Annotated in this window: 15 protein-coding genes; 10 read left to right on the top strand and 5 right to left on the bottom strand. The window is 70.0% G+C overall.

Features of this window, described 5'->3' with window-relative positions:
* Positions 1–181 precede the first annotated feature (181 nt).
* Positions 182–2,683 carry a M14 family zinc carboxypeptidase gene (locus BBK82_RS21385; RefSeq protein WP_065916596.1) on the top strand — a complete coding sequence of 834 codons (2,502 nt, stop codon included), beginning with the start codon at positions 182–184 and terminating at the stop codon, positions 2,681–2,683.
* An 81-nt stretch (positions 2,684–2,764) separates the two neighbouring features.
* Here BBK82_RS21385 and BBK82_RS21390 read toward each other — a convergent pair whose 3' ends face one another.
* Together BBK82_RS21390 and BBK82_RS21395 are read right to left on the bottom strand one after the other, a co-directional pair.
* A complete protein-coding gene (locus tag BBK82_RS21390) occupies positions 2,765–3,928 on the bottom strand; it encodes a PQQ-dependent sugar dehydrogenase (RefSeq protein ID WP_237048301.1) in 1,164 nt (387 codons plus the stop codon).
* Between the two features lie 10 nt (positions 3,929–3,938).
* Entirely contained in the window at positions 3,939–4,841 is a 903-nt protein-coding gene (locus BBK82_RS21395) for an alpha/beta fold hydrolase (protein ID WP_237048302.1), read from the bottom strand.
* A 28-nt stretch (positions 4,842–4,869) separates the two neighbouring features.
* Here BBK82_RS21395 and BBK82_RS21400 point away from each other — a divergent pair, with 28 nt between their 5' ends.
* From BBK82_RS21400 to BBK82_RS21410, 3 genes are all read left to right on the top strand, one after another.
* Complete coding sequence (locus BBK82_RS21400; protein WP_065916599.1) at positions 4,870–5,784, top strand: 2-hydroxyacid dehydrogenase; 915 nt, start codon at positions 4,870–4,872, stop codon at positions 5,782–5,784.
* An 82-nt stretch (positions 5,785–5,866) separates the two neighbouring features.
* Positions 5,867–6,595 (top strand): DoxX family protein, encoded by a 729-nt coding sequence (locus BBK82_RS21405; protein ID WP_170067945.1) that lies wholly within the window; start codon positions 5,867–5,869, stop codon positions 6,593–6,595.
* Between the two features lie 9 nt (positions 6,596–6,604).
* Complete coding sequence (locus BBK82_RS21410; RefSeq protein ID WP_065916601.1) at positions 6,605–6,847, top strand: hypothetical protein; 243 nt, start codon at positions 6,605–6,607, stop codon at positions 6,845–6,847.
* Here the strand turns inward: BBK82_RS21410 and ilvD are convergent, their stop codons facing one another.
* From ilvD to BBK82_RS21425, 3 genes are all read right to left on the bottom strand, one after another.
* A complete protein-coding gene (ilvD, locus tag BBK82_RS21415) occupies positions 6,848–8,692 on the bottom strand; it encodes a dihydroxy-acid dehydratase (RefSeq protein WP_065916602.1) in 1,845 nt (614 codons plus the stop codon).
* Positions 8,693–8,775: 83 nt separating this feature from the next.
* Positions 8,776–9,234 (bottom strand): vitamin K epoxide reductase family protein, encoded by a 459-nt coding sequence (locus BBK82_RS21420; protein WP_065916603.1) that lies wholly within the window; start codon positions 9,232–9,234, stop codon positions 8,776–8,778.
* Positions 9,231–9,728: a PH domain-containing protein gene (locus BBK82_RS21425; protein WP_170067946.1), complete on the bottom strand. Its 498-nt coding sequence runs from the start codon at positions 9,726–9,728 to the stop codon at positions 9,231–9,233. Before BBK82_RS21425 ends, BBK82_RS21420 begins: the two co-directional genes overlap by 4 nt.
* Before the next feature lie 232 nt (positions 9,729–9,960).
* Here BBK82_RS21425 and BBK82_RS21430 point away from each other — a divergent pair, with 232 nt between their 5' ends.
* The 6 genes from BBK82_RS21430 (at position 9,961) to BBK82_RS21455 (ending at position 18,985) form a co-directional block, all read left to right on the top strand.
* A complete protein-coding gene (locus BBK82_RS21430; protein WP_071812645.1) occupies positions 9,961–11,793 on the top strand; it encodes an acetolactate synthase large subunit in 1,833 nt (610 codons plus the stop codon).
* Entirely contained in the window at positions 11,793–12,299 is a 507-nt protein-coding gene (gene ilvN, locus BBK82_RS21435; protein WP_045310681.1) for an acetolactate synthase small subunit, read from the top strand. Before BBK82_RS21430 ends, ilvN begins: the two co-directional genes overlap by 1 nt.
* A gap of 26 nt (positions 12,300–12,325) precedes the next feature.
* Positions 12,326–13,339, top strand: coding sequence for a ketol-acid reductoisomerase (gene ilvC, locus BBK82_RS21440; protein WP_065916604.1), 1,014 nt, complete (start codon positions 12,326–12,328; stop codon positions 13,337–13,339).
* 81 nt (positions 13,340–13,420) lie between these two features.
* Positions 13,421–13,696, top strand: a complete 276-nt coding sequence (locus BBK82_RS21445) for a DUF397 domain-containing protein (RefSeq protein ID WP_065916605.1) — start codon at positions 13,421–13,423, stop codon at positions 13,694–13,696.
* A gap of 183 nt (positions 13,697–13,879) precedes the next feature.
* Positions 13,880–15,475 (top strand): phosphoglycerate dehydrogenase, encoded by a 1,596-nt coding sequence (serA, locus tag BBK82_RS21450; RefSeq protein ID WP_418287496.1) that lies wholly within the window; start codon positions 13,880–13,882, stop codon positions 15,473–15,475.
* 243 nt (positions 15,476–15,718) lie between these two features.
* Entirely contained in the window at positions 15,719–18,985 is a 3,267-nt protein-coding gene (locus tag BBK82_RS21455) for a S8 family serine peptidase (RefSeq protein WP_083268845.1), read from the top strand.
* Positions 18,986–19,111 lie beyond the last annotated feature (126 nt).

The following is a 19,111-nucleotide window of genomic DNA, read 5'->3' on the forward strand; positions in this document are numbered from 1 at the left end:
CGCGCGGTTGGTGAACTTCTCTCGCCACGTCCCCGGTCCTGTGCCACCCTGGAGCCTTGACCGAGGGGAACGACCACGGTCGTCGCAGCCACCCAGGGGGTGAGGCTGGGCGCCGGTGGTCGCACCAACGGCCCGCCTATCGGCCCTAGTCGATGAGCGGGCCGTTGTGCGAGAACGGCATATGCGCAGAACTCTGCTCGCTGTTCTCCTGGCGGTGACCGCGGCCGTCGCGGCGCCTGCCGCCGGAACGGCGCAACCGACCGCACCAGATCGTCCGGCCTCGGACCGTGAGCCCGGCAACGGGCCCGAGCGCAACGACATCGCAGTTCTCGACCAGATCAGCGCACAACGACAGGTCGCGGCCCTCGGCGAGAACCAGGCCGACCGGTACCAGGGCTACCCGCGCAGGACGACCCTGCGCACCTTCCCCGAGAACCCCGCCGACAAGGCGATCAAGCTCGGCCTCGCGCCGTACCACGCGCTCGCGCCGAAGCTGAACGCGTTGCAGCGCAAGAGCAACCGGATCTCCGTCGAGGTCGCCGGCCAGTCGACGCTCGGCCGCGACCTGTACCTCGTCACGCTCACCGCACCGGAGAGCCCCGCGCAGACCCGTGTCCAGGAACGGTTCCGCGCCACCATCGAGGAGGGCCGCACCGTCCCCGCCGGCCTCTACAAGGCGCCGATCTGGATCAACAACAACATCCACGGCGACGAGTGGGAGGGCACCGACGGCGCCCTGCGGGTGATCGAGCACCTGGCCACCAGCGAGGACCGCGAGGTCAGGAACCTGTTGCAGCGCAGCAGGGTCTACTTCAACCTCAGCGCGAACCCGGACGGCCGCGTCGCCGGCACGCGGGAGAACGCCAACGGGTTCGACCTCAACCGCGACTTCGTCACGAGCTCCCAGCCGGAGAACCGGGTGATGCAGGACGTCGTCGAGCGCACCCAGCCGTTGATGATGCTGGACGAGCACGGCTACGTGGCGAACACGCTGATCGAGCCGACCACGCCGCCGCACGGCCAGAACTACGACTTCGACCTGTACATCAAGCACGGCTACGAAGGTGGCCTGCGGATGGAGAAGGCCGTGCAGGCGCTCGGGCACCCGGAGACCGCGAAGCCGGAGATCCCGTTCCGGGACTACCCGGTCGGCGAGTGGGACGGCTGGGCGCCGATCTACACCGCGCAGTACGCGATGTACCACGGTGCCGTCTCGTACACGATCGAGATCCCGATGCGGGTGAACCGGGCCGACTACGTCAACCAGCCGGTGGCGGAGCTGCAGCGGCGGTCGCGGATCAACACCGACGTCGTCGAGGCCACCATCAAGACCACGCTCGACTACGTGGACGAGAACCGGCGCAGCCTGATCGCGAACCAGACGGAGATGTTCCGCCGCGGTGCCGCCGGTGAGGCCCAGCGGTACATCCCGGACGGGTTCGTGCCCGGCTTCGGCCCGGAGGACCGGTTCCGCACCGAGTTCCCGCGCGCGTACGTGATCACCGAGGACCGCTCGGCGCCCGCCGCTGCGCGGCTCGTCGACCACCTGGTCAGGCACGACGTCCGGGTCGAGCGGGCCCAGAGGCCGTTCACGCTGGGCGGTCAGCGCTATCCGGCCGGGTCGTACGTCGTCGACATGCACCAGCCCAAGCGCGGCCTCGCGAACGTGATGCTGGAACAGGGCAGCGACATCTCCGCCAAGGCGCCGGTCATGTACGACATCTCCGGCTGGAGCCACCGCCTGCTGTGGGGCGCGTCGGTCGACGTCCACAAGTCCGGCCCGTTCCGGTTCGACGGCAAGCCCGTCGTGGCCGCGGCGCCGACCGGTGCCGTCACCGCCGCACCCGGCGCGGACCTCGCGCTGGTCCTCACCGACGGCAAGGACGTCAGCGCCGTCAACGACCTGCTGGCCCGCGGGCTGGAGCTGAAGCGCCAGGGCGACGGCACGATCGTCGTCCCCGCACGTGACCGGCAGGCCGCGCAGGAGGTCGCCGGCCGCTACGGCGTGCGGTTCACCACCGCCAAGCCGGGCGGGACGGCGCTGCAGCGCAAGGTGGTCGCCGCCGCGGTGTCCGCCGACGAGCTGCAGGTGCTGCGCGAGTCCGGGTTCGAGGTCCGCACGATCTCCACGGCCGTGCTGAACGCGGGCTTCGACTGGTCGCGGATCGACGTGCTGTACGTGGGTTCCGGCCTGAACTACACCCAGCTCAACGCTACCGCCAAGGCTTCGTTGGACGTGTTCCTGCAGCGTGGCGGCGTCGTGACCCGCGGCGCGACCGGCAGCAGGTTCAACGTGGACGCGAAGCTGCTGCAGGCCACCCCGGTCGCGGGCCGGGAGGACGCGAACGGCGTGGTGAACGTCGTCAACGGCACCGGTCCGGTCGGGACGGGCGCGTTGCCGCACTCGTTCGTCTACTCCCCGCAGTGGTTCACGAACCTCGGCACGGGCGTGACGGTCGAGCAGCGCTACGGCCCCACGGTGATCGCCGCGGGCCACTGGCGCGCCCGCGACAACGGCACCGGCGGCCAGGACGCCGCCGCCGGCCAGCCCGCCGTCGTCTCCGGCACCTCGGCCACCGGCACGCGAGTCGTCCTCTTCGGCACCGAACCGATGTTCCGCAACCACCCGAAGGGCCTCTACGCCCAGGTGGCCCGCGCCCTCTTCTGGACCGCCACCCGCTAGCACAGGTTGTCACGCGGGGGCCCCGCGTTCCGCAGAAGGGAACGCGGGGCCCCCGCGTGACCTGAAAACAGGAGGCGGCGCTCAGTCCTTCGTGCCGCCGGGCGGGCCCTGACGCGTGATGAGCGCGACGCGGTCGTCGGACGACACGGGCTGGCCACCGGCCTTGTTCACCGTGCCGACCAGCGCCGCGGAGTCGTTCAGCATCTCCATCGGGCCGAGCAGGCCGTAGCCGTTCTCCTGCATCGCGGGCTCGGGTTTGCCGGTGATCGCGCCGGCGGCGTTCATCGGCAGGTTCTGGAATCCCGCCATCTTCGCCGTCGACACCCACAGCACGTCCGACAGCGACGCGCAGCCCATCACACCCGGCCGGTCCGTCCACCGCCACGCCGGGTCGCCGAGCGGCTGACCTGCGGTGACGCGGTAGACGACGTCACCGGCGGCAGCCCAGTCGGTGACCCACACCTTCGTGGTGTCGCCGGAGACGCACAGGCCGCCGGGCAGCCGCAGGCCGGCCGCGACCACCGCGGAACCGGCCGTCGGGTTGCCCTGCGCGGGCTTGCCGGAGCCGTCGATGCGCAGCACCTTGCCGGCGAGCGAGTTCGGGTCGGCCGCGAGCGCCGGGTTGCCCGCGTCACCGGTCGCGACCAGCAGCGAGCCCTTGCGGTCGCTCGCGAGCACGCCGCGGTTGCCGCTCGGGCCCTTCGGGATGCCGGTCAGGATCGGCTTGGGCGTGTCACCCGGCGCGATCCGCAGCACCCGGTTGTCCGTCGCGGTCGTCACGTACACGTAGGCGAGCTGGTCCTCGGCGAACGTCGCCGAGATCGCGAGCCCGGTCAGGCCGCCGTCGGTGGAGGCGTCGACCTCGATCTGCGCGACGACGACCGGGTCGACGTCCTTGGTGACCTTCAGCAGCCGGCCGCCGCGTTCGGTCGCGTAGGCAGCGACTCCGCCGTTGGAGTCCCCGCCGATCGGGGCGACGCCGGTGACCGTGTTCAGGCAGGTGGCGATCACGCCGGGGTTGAAGTCTTTGCAGCCCTGCGGCGGCGGCACGCTCTGCGGCGTCTGGTTCTGGCCGTTCTGGCCGGGCGACGACTGGTACTCGCCCGGCAGCTCCGGCCGCGGGCCCGCCTGCGGGGTCAGCTGTGGTTGCGCGCTCCAGCTCGTGGGTGGCGGCTCGTCGGGAAAGCTCGCACAGCCCCCTGCCAGCAGACAGGCGGCGGCCAACAACGCAACGGAACGAACCACGGGACCCAGGCTAGGTGCGCGACCGTGAGCCTGGGGTGAACACCTCGGAAGTGGCGAAGTCGACCGCCCGCACCCGGTCCAGCATGAGGTCCAGCTCCTCGCCCACCACCTCGGGCGCCTCCAGCGGCAGGTAGTGGCTGCACGGCAGCACCCGCAGCCGGGCCTGCGGCAACGCGCCGACCGGTGCCGACATGCTCTCCGTGGTCGCCAGCACGTCGTCGCGACCGGCCAGCAGTGTGACGGGGCACACGACCGGCCCGAGGTCCTGGCGCGGCGTCTCGCCCAGCGCGAGCGCCAGCGTGAAGTACCAGCGCCAGTCGTGCCGCAGGAACCGGGCGACCGCCGCCGACACGGCCTTCGGGTCGCTGCTCGGCTTGATCACCCCGCTGTGCCGCAGCAGGAACGTCGTCAGGTCCGTCACCGGCACCCGGTGCAGCACCTGGTCCAGCAGCGGGCCGGCCTGCCGCAGGAGCTTCGTCGCGGCCAGCCCGACCGTGCGGCGGACGTTCGCCGGCAGCACCGGCAGCATGCCCTCGAACGAGTCACCCGGCGCGCCCGCGACCAGCAGCAGCCCCGCCACCCGGTCCGGGTGCCGCAACGCGAGCTCCGCGGCGATCGTCACACCCATCGACCAGCCGATGACCACGCACCGCTCGACACCGGCGTCGTCGAGCACCGCGAGCGCGTCCGACACGTGGTCGTCCAGCGTGATGTTGCGCTCGTCGACCGGGCGGCCGGACCCCATCGTGCCGCGCATGTACCAGCTGACGAGACCACCGCGGCCGGTCAGGGAAGGCCAGGACTCCGGCCCGGACCCGACACCGGGGCACATCAGCACCGGCGGACCCTCGCCCGCCGTCCGCCACGTCCGGATCTTCGTGCCGTCCCACGAGAGGACGTCGTGCTCCCGCATGTCCGCCATTCTGACGTACGTTTGGCCGGTGACGCTCACTGTGCTGGTGCCGGATGACTTCGGAGTTGAGGCGCTGTCCCGGGTGGACGGTGTCCGGCCGGTCCGCTACGTGCCGGGCGAGGAGCTGCCCGCCGAGGCGGCCGACGCCGAGGTACTGGTGCCGAAGTTCCTCGCAGGCACCGACCCGCGCGAGGTCTTCGCGCAGCTGCCGAACCTGAAGCTGGTGCAGCTGCTCAGCGCGGGTGCGGAGAACTTCGTCGGGCGGGTCCCGGACGGTGTGCTGCTCTCCACCTGCCGCGGCGCCCACGGCGGCAGCACCGCGGAGTGGGCCATCGGCGCGTTGCTCGTCATCTACCGGGAGCTCTTCGTCTTCGAGCGCGCCCGCGCCGAGGGCCGGTGGGACTACCACGCGACGGACACCCTGCAGGACAAGAAGGTGCTGATCGTCGGTGCCGGTGACCTCGGCGAGCAGCTGCGGGTGCGGCTGGAGCCGTTCAACGCCACCGCCACCATGGTCGGTCGCACCGCCCGCGAGGGGGTGCACGGCATCGACGAGCTGCCGGAGCTGCTGCCGGAGTTCGACGCCGTCGTGGTCTTCACGCCGATGACCGAGGAGACCAGGCATCTGGTCGACGCGAAGTTCCTGGCCGCGATGAAGGACGGCGCGATCCTGGTCAACGGCGCCCGCGGCCCGGTCGTCGACACCGGCGCGCTGGTCGCCGAGCTGAGCTCCGGACGCCTGCGCGCGGCCCTGGACGTGACCGATCCCGAACCGCTGCCCGCCGACCATCCACTGTGGACCGTGCCGGGCCTGCTGCTGACCCCGCACGTGGCCGGGAGCTGCACGGGGAGCATGAAGCGCGCCTACGCCGTGGTCGTCGCCGAGATCGAGCGGTACGCGGCGGGCGAGCGTCCGCGCAACCTGGTGAACGGCAGTTACTGACACGCCTGCTGCTCCATTGGGGTGAAGCTGGGCTGCCGTTCGGCTCTCGCGCGCGCTTTCCCGGCCCCCTAGCGTGCGGGCCGTGGCTACTCACGACAAAGGCTCGACGAGTTCGAGCGCTTTCTCCGACGACTCGTTCTACTCGGGCAGCGGAGGGGGAGTGCACCACTTCGACGACAGCACGACCAGGGTCGGCGAGGGCACTTCGCCGTACGACTCCACGACGAAGGCGTTCGACACCACGGGATACACGCCACTGGACAAGTCCACAGTGGACAACCACCCGGCCGGGGACCCGCTCGACGACGACCGCAGGAAGTTCGGCTGGACCGCCGGACCCGACCTCGGCCTGCTCGGCCTGCGCGCGGTGCTCGGCGGCATCTTCGTGCTGCACGGCCTGCAGAAGGTCTTCGGACTCTTCGGCGGCCCCGGCATCAACGGCTTCGCGCAGTCGCTCGACAAGATGGGCTACCGCGAGTCGGTCGTCCTCGCCTGGGTCACCGGCGTCACGGAGCTCGCCGGCGGCGGCCTGCTCGTGCTCGGCCTCTTCACGCCGCTCGCCGCGGCGGGCCTGCTGGCGATCATGGCCAACGTCATCGCACTGCAGTACAAGGGCGGCTTCTTCGGCCCCGGCGGCGTGGAGCTGGAGCTGGCGCTGGCCGGCATGGCCTTCGCGGCGCTCTTCGCCGGACCCGGCAGGGCCGCGCTGGACTACAACCGCAGCTGGTTCCGCCACCCGCTGGCGGCCGGTTTCATCGCACTGCTGCTCGGAGCGGGTGGCGCGGCGGTCACGTTCTTCGTGTTCCGGTAAGAAGCACCCATGCGGAAGAACCTGACGGGAGCGGTGCTCCAGCTCGCCCTGCTGGTGGTCGGGATCCCGGTCGTCTACCTGGTGGCGTTCCCGTTCGGGCTCACCGCGAAGTCGCTGCTGCCGCCGCTCGGCCTGCTCGCAGGCCTGGTCGTCGCCGGCGTCATGGTCAAGAAGACGGAGCAGCCCGTCAGCGGACCGCTGACGGGCTGGCTCGTGTTCGGCGCCTGCCTGGCGCTGTCGTTCGCGCTCTGACTACCTGCTGGGGTCGCGCACCGCGCCCGTCGAGGCGTCGGTCGCCATCCGCGCGTACGCCCGCAGCGCGCCCGTGACCGGGCGGATCCGGTCGACCGGCTGCCACGGCCGTTCCGAGGCCTCCATCTTCGCCCGGCGCTCGGCCAGCACCTCGTCGTCGACCAGCAGTTCCAGCCGCCGCTCGTGCACGTCGATCAGGATCCGGTCGCCGTTCTCGACCAAGCCGATCGTGCCGCCGCCCGCCGCCTCCGGCGAGATGTGGCCGATCGACAGGCCCGACGAGCCGCCGGAGAAGCGGCCGTCGGTGATCAGCGCGCACTTCTTGCCGAGGCCGGAGCCCTTGAGGAACGCCGTCGGGTGCAGCATCTCCTGCATGCCGGGGCCGCCGGAGGGGCCCTCGTAGCGCACCACCAGCACCTCGCCCGCCTGGATCTCCTTCTTCAGGATCACCGAGACGGCTTCCTCCTGGGACTCGACGACGCGCGCCGGGCCCTCGAAGTGCCACAGCTCCTCGTCGATGCCCGCGGCCTTGATGATCGCGCCGCGCTCGGCCAGGTTGCCGCGCAGCACGGCCAGGCCACCGTCGCGGGTGTAGGCGTGCTCGACGTCGCGGATGCAGCCGCCGGCCGCGTCGGTGTCCAAAGAGGACCAGCGGTTCGACGTGGAGAACGCCTGCGTGGTCCGGACACCGCCGGGAGCCGCGTGGAACAGCTCCACCGCTTCGGCCGACGGCTCGGCGGCGCGGATGTCCCACTTCCCGAGCCACTCGGCGAGCGTCGGCGTGTGCACCGACGTCACGTCGTCGTTCAGCAGACCGCCCCGGTACAGCTCACCCAGCAGCGCGGGGATTCCGCCCGCCCGGTGCACGTCCTCCATGTGGTAGTCGGAGTTCGGCGACACCTTGGACAGGCACGGCACGCGGCGGGACAGGTCGTCGATGTCCTGCAGCGTGAAGTCGATCTCGCCCTCCTGCGCGGCGGCGAGGATGTGCAGCACCGTGTTCGTCGAGCCGCCCATGGCCATGTCGAGCGCCATCGCGTTCTCGAACGCCTTGCGGTTCGCGATCGACCGCGGCAGCGCCGACTCGTCGTCCTCGCCGTACCAGCGCTTGCACAGCTCCACGACGACGCGGCCGGCCTCGGAGAACAGCTCGCGGCGCGCGGCGTGCGTGGCCAGCGTCGAACCGTTGCCCGGCAGCGACAGACCCAGCGCCTCGGTGAGGCAGTTCATCGAGTTCGCGGTGAACATGCCGGAGCACGAGCCGCACGTCGGGCACGCGGAGCGCTCGACCTCGGAGAGACCGTCCTCGCTCACGGCGGGGGAGGCCGACGCCGAGATCGCGGTGATCAGGTCGGTCGGCGCGACGGCGACGCCCTCGACGACCACGGCCTTGCCGGCCTCCATCGGCCCGCCGGACACGAACACGACGGGGATGTTGAGGCGCATGGCCGCGTTCAGCATGCCGGGCGTGATCTTGTCGCAGTTCGAGATGCAGACGATCGCGTCGGCCTGGTGCGCGTTGACCATGTACTCGACCGAGTCGGCGATGATCTCGCGGCTGGGCAGCGAGTAGAGCATCCCGCTGTGGCCCATGGCGATGCCGTCGTCGACCGCGATGGTGTGGAACTCGCGCGGCACGCCACCCGCCTCGCGCACCGCCTCCGCCACGATGTCGCCGAGGTCGCGCAGGTGCACGTGGCCGGGCACGAACTGCGTGTACGAGTTGGCGATCGCGATGATGGGCTTGCCGAAGTCGCTGTCCGTCATGCCGGTCGCGCGCCAGAGGGCGCGGGCACCCGCCGCGTTGCGGCCGTGCGTGGTGGTGCGAGAGCGGAGCTGAGGCACTGCTCCTCCAGATTCAGTTCAAGAAGAATGCGCGCGGGACGGCCGGGTCAGGCGTCACCAGTCTGGGAGCGGTGCCTCAAAGGTTACTCGTGCCCGGCGGCAGTGTTCTCCCGCAGGCTGGCGGTGTTCTCCCGGAGACTGGCGGCGACCAGCAGATAAGCCAGCGCCAGCGTGATGATGTGCACAACCGTGCACCACAGGCAGATCTTGCCGATGATCAGCAGCTCGGCCGCGACCAGGTACACGACCATCAGCACGCCCACGCCGACCGCGCCCAGCCGCACCCACTTGAGCGCCTCGATCCGCCAGGCGAACGGGAGGCAGACCACGGTCAGGAACGCGAAGAACGCGAGACCCAGGAACGCGACCGGGATGCCGAAGAGCTCGGACTGGTCGCTGGTCGTCACCGTGCCGCAGTCGACGACCGCGTCCTCCGAGCAGACCAGCGCGCTGCGGTCGAAGTGCGTGTACGACAGGTAAGCCGAGGTCAGCAGGCCCGCGACGGACAGCAGCAGGCTCAGCAGCGGAACTCGTTCGGTCACTTCTCCGACTGTACGGATTCCGGTGTTTCGGTCTTGTCAGACTCGGCGGCCGGCTCGTCGGATTCAGCCTTTTCGGCGGTCTCCGCCTCCTCGGCGTCCCGCGCGGCGGCCTTCTCCGCCTCCAGTGAGGCGTTCGGGTCCGGCACCAGGCCACCGCTGATCACCGACAGCGCCGGCAGGTGGATCATCCGCACGGCGGGCAGCGTCACCTCGGTGTCGTCCGACCTCACCGCCTTCAGCCAGCCCTTCTGGACCAGCCGGATGGACTTCAGCTCCGACCACCTCACGGTCGTCGAGCTGAACAGCCCGCGCGCGACGAGCTGCTCCTCGGTGGCCGTCGTGCGGTTGCGGACCACCCAGTAGGCGTAGCCGAGCGGGAGCACGTAGAGCGCCTGCAGTCCGGGAACCGCCCACGCCACAGGAGTCACGCAGATCGCGATCAAACATGCCGCGAGCAGGGCCGTTGCCGGAATGCGAAAGACGAGCTTCTTCACCCGGAGGATTGTTCCACGTCCACGATCCGGGAAATCCGTCCCGCAGAGTTGACGGCCTCTTGCGCGAGGCGATAACGTCCGCTTCATGCAGCGCACGCTCGTTCTCGTACTTCTCAGGCGCGTCGACGCCTGAGCCGAACAGCCTGCGTCGACGCGCGACCCTCGCACGACCCGTCTCTGGGTTGTCGAGGGTTTTTTCGTGTCCGGACCCCGATACCCACGAGGCAATGAGATGACCAGCGCACCATCGCGACAGGCTTCCGAGCCCACGTCGCCCCGTCCAGGTCCGCGGCCCAAACCGGCTCCGCCCACCGGCGCGCCGATCCGGGTAACCGGTGCTCAGTCGCTCGTCCGCTCCCTTGAGGCGGTCGGGTGCGAGGTGGTCTTCGGCATTCCCGGCGGGACGATCCTCCCCGCGTACGACCCGTTGCTGGACTCGACGAAGGTCCGGCACATCCTGGTCCGCCACGAGCAGGGCGCCGGGCACGCCGCCACCGGGTACGCGCAGGCCACCGGCAAGGTCGGCGTCTGCATGGCGACCTCGGGACCGGGCGCCACGAACCTCGTCACCCCGCTCGCGGACGCGAACATGGACTCCGTGCCCGTCGTCGCGATCACCGGCCAGCAGTCCCGGCCGCTGATCGGCACGGACGCCTTCCAGGAGGCGGACATCTGCGGCATCACGATGCCCATCACCAAGCACAACGTGCTCGTGACCGACGCCGCGGAGATCCCGCGGGCGATCGCGGAGGCGTTCCACATCGCGGCGACCGGCCGACCCGGCCCGGTCCTCGTCGACATCCCCAAGGACGTGCTGCAGGAGACCACCAGCTTCTCCTGGCCGCCCGACCTGCGCCTGCCCGGTTACCGGCCGACGACCCGGCCGCACGGCAAGCAGGTGCGCGAAGCCGCCAAGCTGATCGTCAGCGCCCGCAAGCCCGTCCTGTACGTGGGTGGCGGCGTCATCAAGGCCGACGCCCACGCCGAGCTGCTGCGCCTGGCCGAGGACACCGGCATCCCGGTCGTCACCACGCTGATGGCGCGCGGGGCGTTCCCGGACTCGCACCAGCAGCACCTCGGCATGCCCGGCATGCACGGCACCGTCGCCGCCGTGGCCGCGATGCAGAAGTCGGACCTGCTGATCGCGCTGGGCGCCCGGTTCGACGACCGCGTCACGGGCCAGCTGTCGTCGTTCGCCCCGGACGCGCAGATCATCCACGCCGACATCGACCCGGCCGAGATCTCCAAGAACCGCCGTGCGGACGTCCCGATCGTGGGCGACTGCAAGGAGATCATCACCGAGCTGATCGACGCCGTGCGCGCCGAGCGCGAGACGGCCAAGGCCGTCGACCTCGCGCCGTGGTGGGAGAACCTGAACTCGATCCGCGAGACGTTCCCGCTGGGCTACAACTGGCCCGACGACGGCACGCTGTCGCCGCAGTACGTCATCGAGCGCATCGGTCAGCTGTCGCCGGCGGACACGATCTACACCGCGGGCGTCGGCCAGCACCAGATGTGGGCCGCGCAGTTCGTGAAGTACGAGCACCCGCGCACGTGGATCAACTCCGGCGGCCTGGGCACGATGGGCTTCGCCGTTCCCGCCGCCATGGGCATCAAGGCCGGTGAGCCGGGCCGCACGGTGTGGGCCATCGACGGCGACGGCTGCTTCCAGATGACGAACCAGGAGCTCGCCACCTGCGCCATCGAGGGGCTGCCGGTCAAGATCGCCGTCATCAACAACGGCAACCTGGGCATGGTCCGCCAGTGGCAGAACCTGTTCTACGGCGAGCGGTACTCCAACACGGATCTGGGGACGCACAAGCACCGCATCCCAGACTTCAAGCTCCTGGCGGAGGCGCTCGGGTGCGCCGGCCTGCGGGCCGAGTCGCGCGAGGAGGTGGACGACGTGATCGCGAAGGCGCTGGAGATCAACGACCGTCCGGTCGTCGTCGACTTCGTCGTCGGCAAGGACGCCCAGGTGTGGCCGATGGTCGCCGCCGGCACCGGCAACTCCGAGATCATGGCCGCCCGCGGCATCCGCCCCCTGTTCGACGAGGATCTGTGATGACCAGGCACACGCTGAGCGTTTTGGTCGAGGACAAGCCCGGTGTGCTCGCGCGCGTCGCCGGTCTGTTCTCCCGCCGCGGCTTCAACATCGAGTCGCTGGCGGTCGGCCGCACCGAGTACCCCGACATCTCCCGCATGACCATCGTCGTGTCGGTCGACGAGCTGCCGCTGGAGCAGGTCACCAAGCAGCTCAACAAGCTCATCAACGTCATCAAGATCGTGGAGCTGGAGCCGGCGGCCTCCGTCCAACGGCAGCTGGTGCTCATCAAGGTCCGCGCGGACGCCACCGTGCGGTCGCAGGTCCTCGAGACCGTGCAGCTCTTCCGCGCCAAGGTCGTCGACGTGTCGCCGGAGGCGGTCACGATCGAGGCCACCGGCACGTCTGAGAAGCTCGACGCGTTGCTGCGCATGCTGGAGCCCTACGGGCTTCGCGAGATCGTCCAGTCCGGCATGGTCGCCATCGGCCGTGGCGCTCGTTCCATCACCGCCACCGCGGTTCGTTAAGCACTTCTGAGAGATAGGGAAACACTGTGAGCGTCGAGATCTTCTACGACGACGATGCCGACCTGAGCATCATCCAGGACCGCAAGGTGGCCGTGATCGGCTACGGCAGCCAGGGCCACGCCCACGCGCTGTCCCTGCGCGACTCGGGCGTCGAGGTCCGCATCGGCCTGCAGGAGGGCTCCAAGTCCCGCGCCAAGGCCGAGGAAGAGGGCCTGGAGGTCGGCACGCCGTCCGAGGTCTCCGCGTGGGCCGACGTGATCATGATCCTGGCGCCGGACACGGCCCAGCGGCACATCTACGCGAACGAGATCGCGGCGAACCTGAAGGAGGGTGACGCGATCTTCTTCGGCCACGGCTTCAACATCCGCTACGGCCTGATCACCGCTCCGTCCGGTGTGGACGTCGCCATGGTCGCCCCCAAGGGCCCCGGTCACCTGGTGCGCCGCCAGTTCGTCGACGGCAAGGGCGTCCCGGCGCTCATCGCGGTCGAGCAGGACGCGTCCGGCAACGCCCAGGCGCTCGCGCTCTCGTACGCCAAGGGCATCGGCGGCACGCGGGCCGGCGTCATCAAGACGACGTTCAAGGAAGAGACCGAGACGGACCTCTTCGGCGAGCAGGCCGTGCTCTGCGGTGGCGCCTCCGCGCTGGTGCAGGCCGGTTTCGAGGTGCTGACCGAGGCGGGCTACGCCCCCGAGGTCGCCTACTTCGAGTGCCTGCACGAGCTCAAGCTGATCGTCGACCTCATGTACGAGGGCGGCATCGCCCGCATGCGCTACTCGATCTCCGACACCGCCGAGTTCGGTGATCTGACCCGCGGCCCGCGCGTCATCACCCCCGCGGTCAAGGAGGAGATGAAGAAGATCCTGGGCGAGATCCAGGACGGCACCTTCGCTAACGAGTGGGTGGCCGAGGACGACAACGGCCGCGCGAACTACAAGAAGCTGCAGCAGGAGGGTGAGAACCACCCGATCGAGGCAACCGGCAAGAAGCTCCGCGACATGATGTCGTGGGTGGACCGCCCGATCACCGAGACCGCCTGATTGGTCTGTTGGACTGATTTTCGAACGGCCCGCAGCTCAGCGCTGCGGGCCGTTCGCCCGCATCCGCTAGCTTCTGGACCCATGACCGACAGCGCGCCGATCTTCGACAACAAAGCGCACGTGCGTGGCAACCTGGATCTGAGCGGCGCCGTCTGGCAGCGCCCGCCCGGCCCTCCGTCCGAGGGCGGCGACGCCGAGATCGCCGAGGTGCGGCACACCGACGGCGCCACCTACATCGCGATGCGCAACTCCCAGCGACCCGAGTCGGTGCTCGTGTTCACCATGTCGGAGTGGGACGCGTTCCTGGCCGGCGTGCGGGACGGCGAGTTCAACCTCCCCGAGGACCAGGCGCGGTAACCAGCGCAAACCCCGTCCCATCCCACAGGACACCGGCAGTGACCTGAGCCACCCGCCGGAAGCCGCGTGCAAGGCCGGTGTCTATGCTCGTTAACAGTCCGGACACATTGCGGTGCCCGGTCGGCGCGGGCCAGCCGCCCCCGACCACGCCCGCGCCCCACGATCCGACCGTTCCTGGGAGCGATGTCCGTGACCAACACGAGCCGACCTGTTGTCCTCATCGCCGAGAAGCTGGCACCGTCCGTTCTGGACGCACTCGGTGACGGCGTGGAAGTGCGCCACGTAGACGGCACCGACCGCGCGGCCCTCCTCGAGGCCGTCGCGGACGCGGACGCCCTCCTCGTCAGGTCCGCCACCCAGGTCAACGCCGAGGTGTTCGCCGCCACCCGCAAGCTGAAGGTCGTGGCCCGCGCGGGCGTCGGCCTGGACAACGTCGAGGTGCCCGCCGCCACGGCCAACGGCGTGATGGTCGTCAACGCGCCGACGTCCAACATCGTGTCGGCCGCCGAGCACGCGGTGGCGCTGCTGCTGTCCGTCGCGCGCCAGATCCCGGCCGCGCACGAGACGCTGCAGAACCACGAGTGGAAGCGCTCCAAGTTCAACGGCGTCGAGATCAACGGCAAGACCGTCGGCGTGGTGGGCCTCGGCAAGATCGGCCAGCTGTTCGCGCAGCGCATCGCCGCGTTCGGCGTCGAGCTCATCGCCTACGACCCGTACGTCTCGGCCGCGCGCGCCGCCCAGCTCGGCATCGAGCTCGTCAGCCTCGAGGAGCTGCTGGAGCGCGCCGACGCGATCAGCATCCACCTGCCGAAGACCCCGGAGACCAAGGGCCTCATCGGTGCGGAGCAGCTCGCGAAGGCCAAGCGCGGCGTCATCATCGTCAACGCTGCCCGCGGTGGCCTCATCGACGAGGAAGCCCTTGCCGAGGCCGTGAAGGAGGGTCAGGTCGGCGGCGCCGGCATCGACGTCTTCTCCACCGAGCCCACGACCGAGAGCCCGCTGTTCGGCGTGCCGGGCATCGTCGTCACCCCGCACCTGGGCGCGTCCACCGCCGAGGCGCAGGACCGCGCGGGCACCGACGTCGCGAAGAGCACCATCCTCGCGCTCGCCGGCGAGTTCGTGCCGGACGCCGTCAACGTCCAGGGCGGCGCGGTCGGCGAGGAGGTCCGCCCGTACCTGCCGCTGGTGCAGAAGCTCGGCACCGTCCTCAGTGCACTCTCGCCCAAGGCGCCGACCAGCGTCACCGTCGAGGTCCGCGGCGAACTGTCCAATGAGGACGTCGAGATCCTGCCGCTGGCCGCGCTGCGCGGTGTCTTCTCCAAGGTCGTCGAGTCGCAGGTGACGTTCGTGAACGCGCCGAGCCTCGCCGCGGACCTGGGCGTGAGCGTCGAGCTCACCAAGGAGACCGAGAGCCCGAACCACCGCAGCCTCGTCACGGTCAGGGCCGTGCAGGCCGACGGCACCACGAACAGCGTCTCCGGCACGGTCAGCGGCATCGCCCAGGTCGAGAAGCTGGTGAACATCAACGGCCGCAACTTCGACCTCCGCGCCGAAGGCACCGTGCTGCTGCTGGAGTACCCGGACCGTCCGGGCGTCATGGGCACGGTCGGCACGCTGCTCGGCGAGGCCGGCGTGAACATCGAGGCCGCGCAGATCAGCCAGACCGGCAGCGACGCCGTCATGGTGCTGCGGGTGGACCGCCCGGTGGACACCGCGGTGCTCGACCCGATCGGTGCCGCCGTGGGCGCGCGCACCGTCCGCTCCGTCGACTTCGGATAGTCACGACAAACCGGGAGGGGGACCTCGAAGTCCCCTTCCCGTGGCTATCGTCATTCACAACGAAGTCGTAACAGGCAACTATCCGTAGACCACATTCATACTTTCGGGGCAATCGCAGAGCCACTATCAGCGATTAGCGTCCCCACGAGGTTGACCCGGTGCCGTAGAGGGCTCGGCACTGTTTTCACTCGGGTCGAAGGCACACACCTCGGTTGGGGCAACGTTGTGAAAAGACGATCAAGTCTGGTGGTGTTCTCCGCCATCACCTCACTGCTGATCGCACCTGCCACGGCACAGGCGCAGAGCGAACCGCTCGCGCAGCCGGTCAAGGGTGCGCGGGGGTTGGACGCGGACGCTCTGCAGCTCAAGGTTTCTCCCCGGTTGAACTCCTCCGGCAAGGTCACCGCGTTCGTCGCGCTGGACCGCAAGCCCGCCGTCGACGCGTTCACGGAGAAGCAGGGCCAGGGCAAGGAGGCGCAGAAGCAGGCCGCCAAACAGGCGAAGAACGACACGTCGGCCGCTGTCGACGGGGTCGTCGGTGAGCTGAAGGCCAAGGACTCGGCCACCAAGGAGCTCTACCGCACCTCCAACGGCGTTCCCGGCGTCGTCGTGACGGCGGACGCGGCGAAGGTGCGCGAGCTCGCCCAGCGCCCCGACGTCGTCGCGGTCTACCCGGTCGTCCCGAAGAAGCGCGACAACTCCAACGCCGTGCAGCTCACCAGGGTCGTCAACACCTGGCAGCAGTACGGCAAGCTCGGTGACGACATCCGGGTCGGCATCATCGACACCGGCGTCGACTACACCCACGCGAACTTCGGCGGACCCGGCACGGTCGAGGCGTTCAAGGCCGTCGACCCGCGCAAGGCGGACCCGAACTTCCCGACCGCCAAGGTCGTCGGCGGCTACGACTTCGTGGGCGAGGACTACGACGGGGAGAGCAAGGACCCGGCGATCAACACGCCGAAGCCCGACCCCAACCCGATCGACTGCAACGGCCACGGCTCGCACGTCGCCGGCACCACGGCCGGTTTCGGTGAGAACGCCGACGGCAGCACCTTCCAGGGTGACTACACCAAGCTGAACGCCGACTCCCTCAACGCGATGAAGATCGGCCCCGGCACCGCGCCGAAGGCCTTGATCTACGCGCTGAAGGTCTTCGGCTGCGACGGCTCGACCAACGTCACCTCGCAGGCGCTCGACTGGTCGCTCGACCCCGACGGCGACGGTGACTTCTCCGACCACCTCGACGTGGTCAACCTGTCGCTCGGCTCCGACTACGGCGCACCGGACGACCCCGACAGCCTCTTCGTGAAGAAGCTGTACCGCCACGGCGTCATGCCGGTGTTCTCCGCGGGCAACGGCGGCGACCTCTACGACATCGGCGGCTCGCCGGGCAACACGCCCGAGGCGCTGACGGTGGCGTCCGTGCGCGACTCGTACGTGCTGCGCGACGGCGCCGAGGTGGTCGGCCAGGGCCTCAAGCCCGGTCAGTACAGCCAGAGCTTCGCGGGCTACCTCGGCTACGACAAGACGCTGCCCGTGGTGAAGCTGACGCAGGCGGGCAACCTCGACGGCTGCCAGCCGGTCACCGATGCGGTCGCGGGCAAGTTCGTGTGGCTGGAGTGGGACGACAACGACGCGACGCGCCGCTGTGGTTCGGCCGCCCGCGCGAACAACGTGCAGGCCGCCGGTGGTGCCGGTGTGCTGCTGTCCTCCACCCTGAACAACTTCGCGGCCGGCATCGCGGGCAACACCGCCATCCCGATGTTCCAGTTCACCGGTGACGCCACCGCCTCGGTGCGCCCGGCGCTGAACGCAGGCACGCTGACCGTCCGCCTCGCGGGCGAGCTGCGCAGCTCGACGCCGACCTACGACCAGTCCATTTCGGACACGCCGAGCTCGTTCACGAGCCGCGGCACCCGCGGTCAGTCGATCAAGCCGGACGTCGCGGCGCCCGGTGACACGATCTCCTCGACCGCCGTGGGCTCGGGCAACGACCGCTCGGTCATCTCCGGCACCTCGATGGCGGCCCCGCACGTCGCCGGCATCGCGGCCCTGGTGCGCCAGACGCACCCGGACTGGTCGCTGGAGGAGGTCAAGGCCTCCATCATGAACACCGCCGGTGCGGACGTGCAGGAGGGCGGCAAGACCTTCGCCCCCAACCGCGTCGGCACGGGCCGCGTGGACGCCAAGTCCGCGCTGGACAACCAGGTGCTGGCGTTCGTCGAGGACGACCCCGGCTACGTGAGCGCGAACTTCGGCACCGTCGAGGTCGCCCGCCCGGTCACGAAGACCAAGACGATCAAGATCGTCAACAAGTCGACGAAGCCGGTGGAGTACCGGGTCGGCTACACCGCCGCCACGACGATCCCCGGCGTCAGCTACGAGCTCTCGCAGGACAAGGTCAAGCTGAGCCCGCGCGGCATCGCCCGCGTGAAGGTGACGCTGAAGATCACCGACCCGAAGGCGCTGCGCAAGACGGTCGACCCGACCGTCGTTCCCACGCAGCTCGACGTGCCGCGCCAGTTCCTCGCCGACGCCTCCGGCCGCGTGACCCTCACGCCGACCGCCGGCGCCACGGTGCCGCTGCGCCTGTCGGTCTACGCCGCGCCCAAGCCGGTGGCCGACATCAGCACGTTCCCGTCGCTGAAGTTCCGCGGCAACGACAAGCAGGCCGTGCTGAACCTCAACGGCCGCGGCGTCGACCAGGGCACCGGCTCGCAGGCGTACCGCTCGCTGGTCAGCGTCCTGGAGCTGCAGGCGTCCTCGCCGAAGCTGCGCGAGTGCCGCCGCAACGTCACCGAGAACTGCGCGCTCAACGACACCGCCAAGGGCGGCGACCTGCGCCACGTCGGCGCGGCCTCCACGGCGCCGCTCGCCAAGGCGCAGGGCAGGCCCGAGGAGTCGCTGCTCGCGTTCGGTGTCGCGACGTGGGGCAACTGGTACAACCTCGGCATCAACACCGTCCCGTTCGTCGACATCGACACCACCGGTGACGGGGTCGCGGACTTCGAGACGTTCGCGACGCGCCTGACCGACACCGACCTGCTGGTGGCGACCACGGTCGACCTGAAGACGGGCCTGGAGGTCGACATCCAGCCGGTCAACGGCCAGTGGGGCGACGTCGACACGAACACCGCCGACACCAACGTCGCGGTCCTGCCGGTGCTGCTCACCGCACTGGGCATCGACCCGGCGAAGGACACGTCGCGGATCTCGTACACCGTCGGCACCGCGGGGTACTACGTGGCGCCGGGCAACGCGAACGGCCTGATCGACGTCATCGACCGCCCGCTGTCCTTCGACCCGCTCAAGCCGGGTCTGTGGGTGCAGGGCGGCGGCGACGCGGCCCTGTCGTACCTCGCGAAGCCGGGCACCGCGCTCGTGGTGAACCGGGACGCGAAGGCGCTGGAGGCTGACAAGTCCGAGGGCCTGCTCGTGCTCAACCACCACAACGCCAGCGGCGACCGCGCGTCGGTCGTCACCGTCCGAGGCTCGGGCCGCTCCTAGCTCCCGCTCCTCCGACCTTTTGAGGAGCCACGCGGGGGCCCCGCGTTTCCCTGAGGGGAACGCGGGGCCCCCGCGTGGCATTGCGGTGAAAGTGGGGTCACTGCGAGGAACTGCCGGGTGTCACCC

The organism is Lentzea guizhouensis, assembly GCF_001701025.1.
GTDB lineage: Bacteria > Actinomycetota > Actinomycetes > Mycobacteriales > Pseudonocardiaceae > Lentzea > Lentzea guizhouensis.

What these genes read in the sequence shown, in the direction of transcription:
- BBK82_RS21385 (WP_065916596.1), top strand. Translation starts at nt 182, where the DNA reads ATGCGCAGAACTCTGCTCGCTGTTCTCCTGGCGGTGACCGCGGCCGTC.
- BBK82_RS21395 (WP_237048302.1), bottom strand. Translation starts at nt 4,841, where the DNA reads ATGCGGGAGCACGACGTCCTCTCGTGGGACGGCACGAAGATCCGGACG.
- BBK82_RS21410 (WP_065916601.1), top strand. Translation starts at nt 6,605, where the DNA reads ATGCGGAAGAACCTGACGGGAGCGGTGCTCCAGCTCGCCCTGCTGGTG.
- BBK82_RS21430 (WP_071812645.1), top strand. Translation starts at nt 9,961, where the DNA reads ATGACCAGCGCACCATCGCGACAGGCTTCCGAGCCCACGTCGCCCCGT.
- ilvN (WP_045310681.1), top strand. Translation starts at nt 11,793, where the DNA reads ATGACCAGGCACACGCTGAGCGTTTTGGTCGAGGACAAGCCCGGTGTG.
- BBK82_RS21445 (WP_065916605.1), top strand. Translation starts at nt 13,421, where the DNA reads ATGACCGACAGCGCGCCGATCTTCGACAACAAAGCGCACGTGCGTGGC.
- serA (WP_418287496.1), top strand. Translation starts at nt 13,880, where the DNA reads ATGTCCGTGACCAACACGAGCCGACCTGTTGTCCTCATCGCCGAGAAG.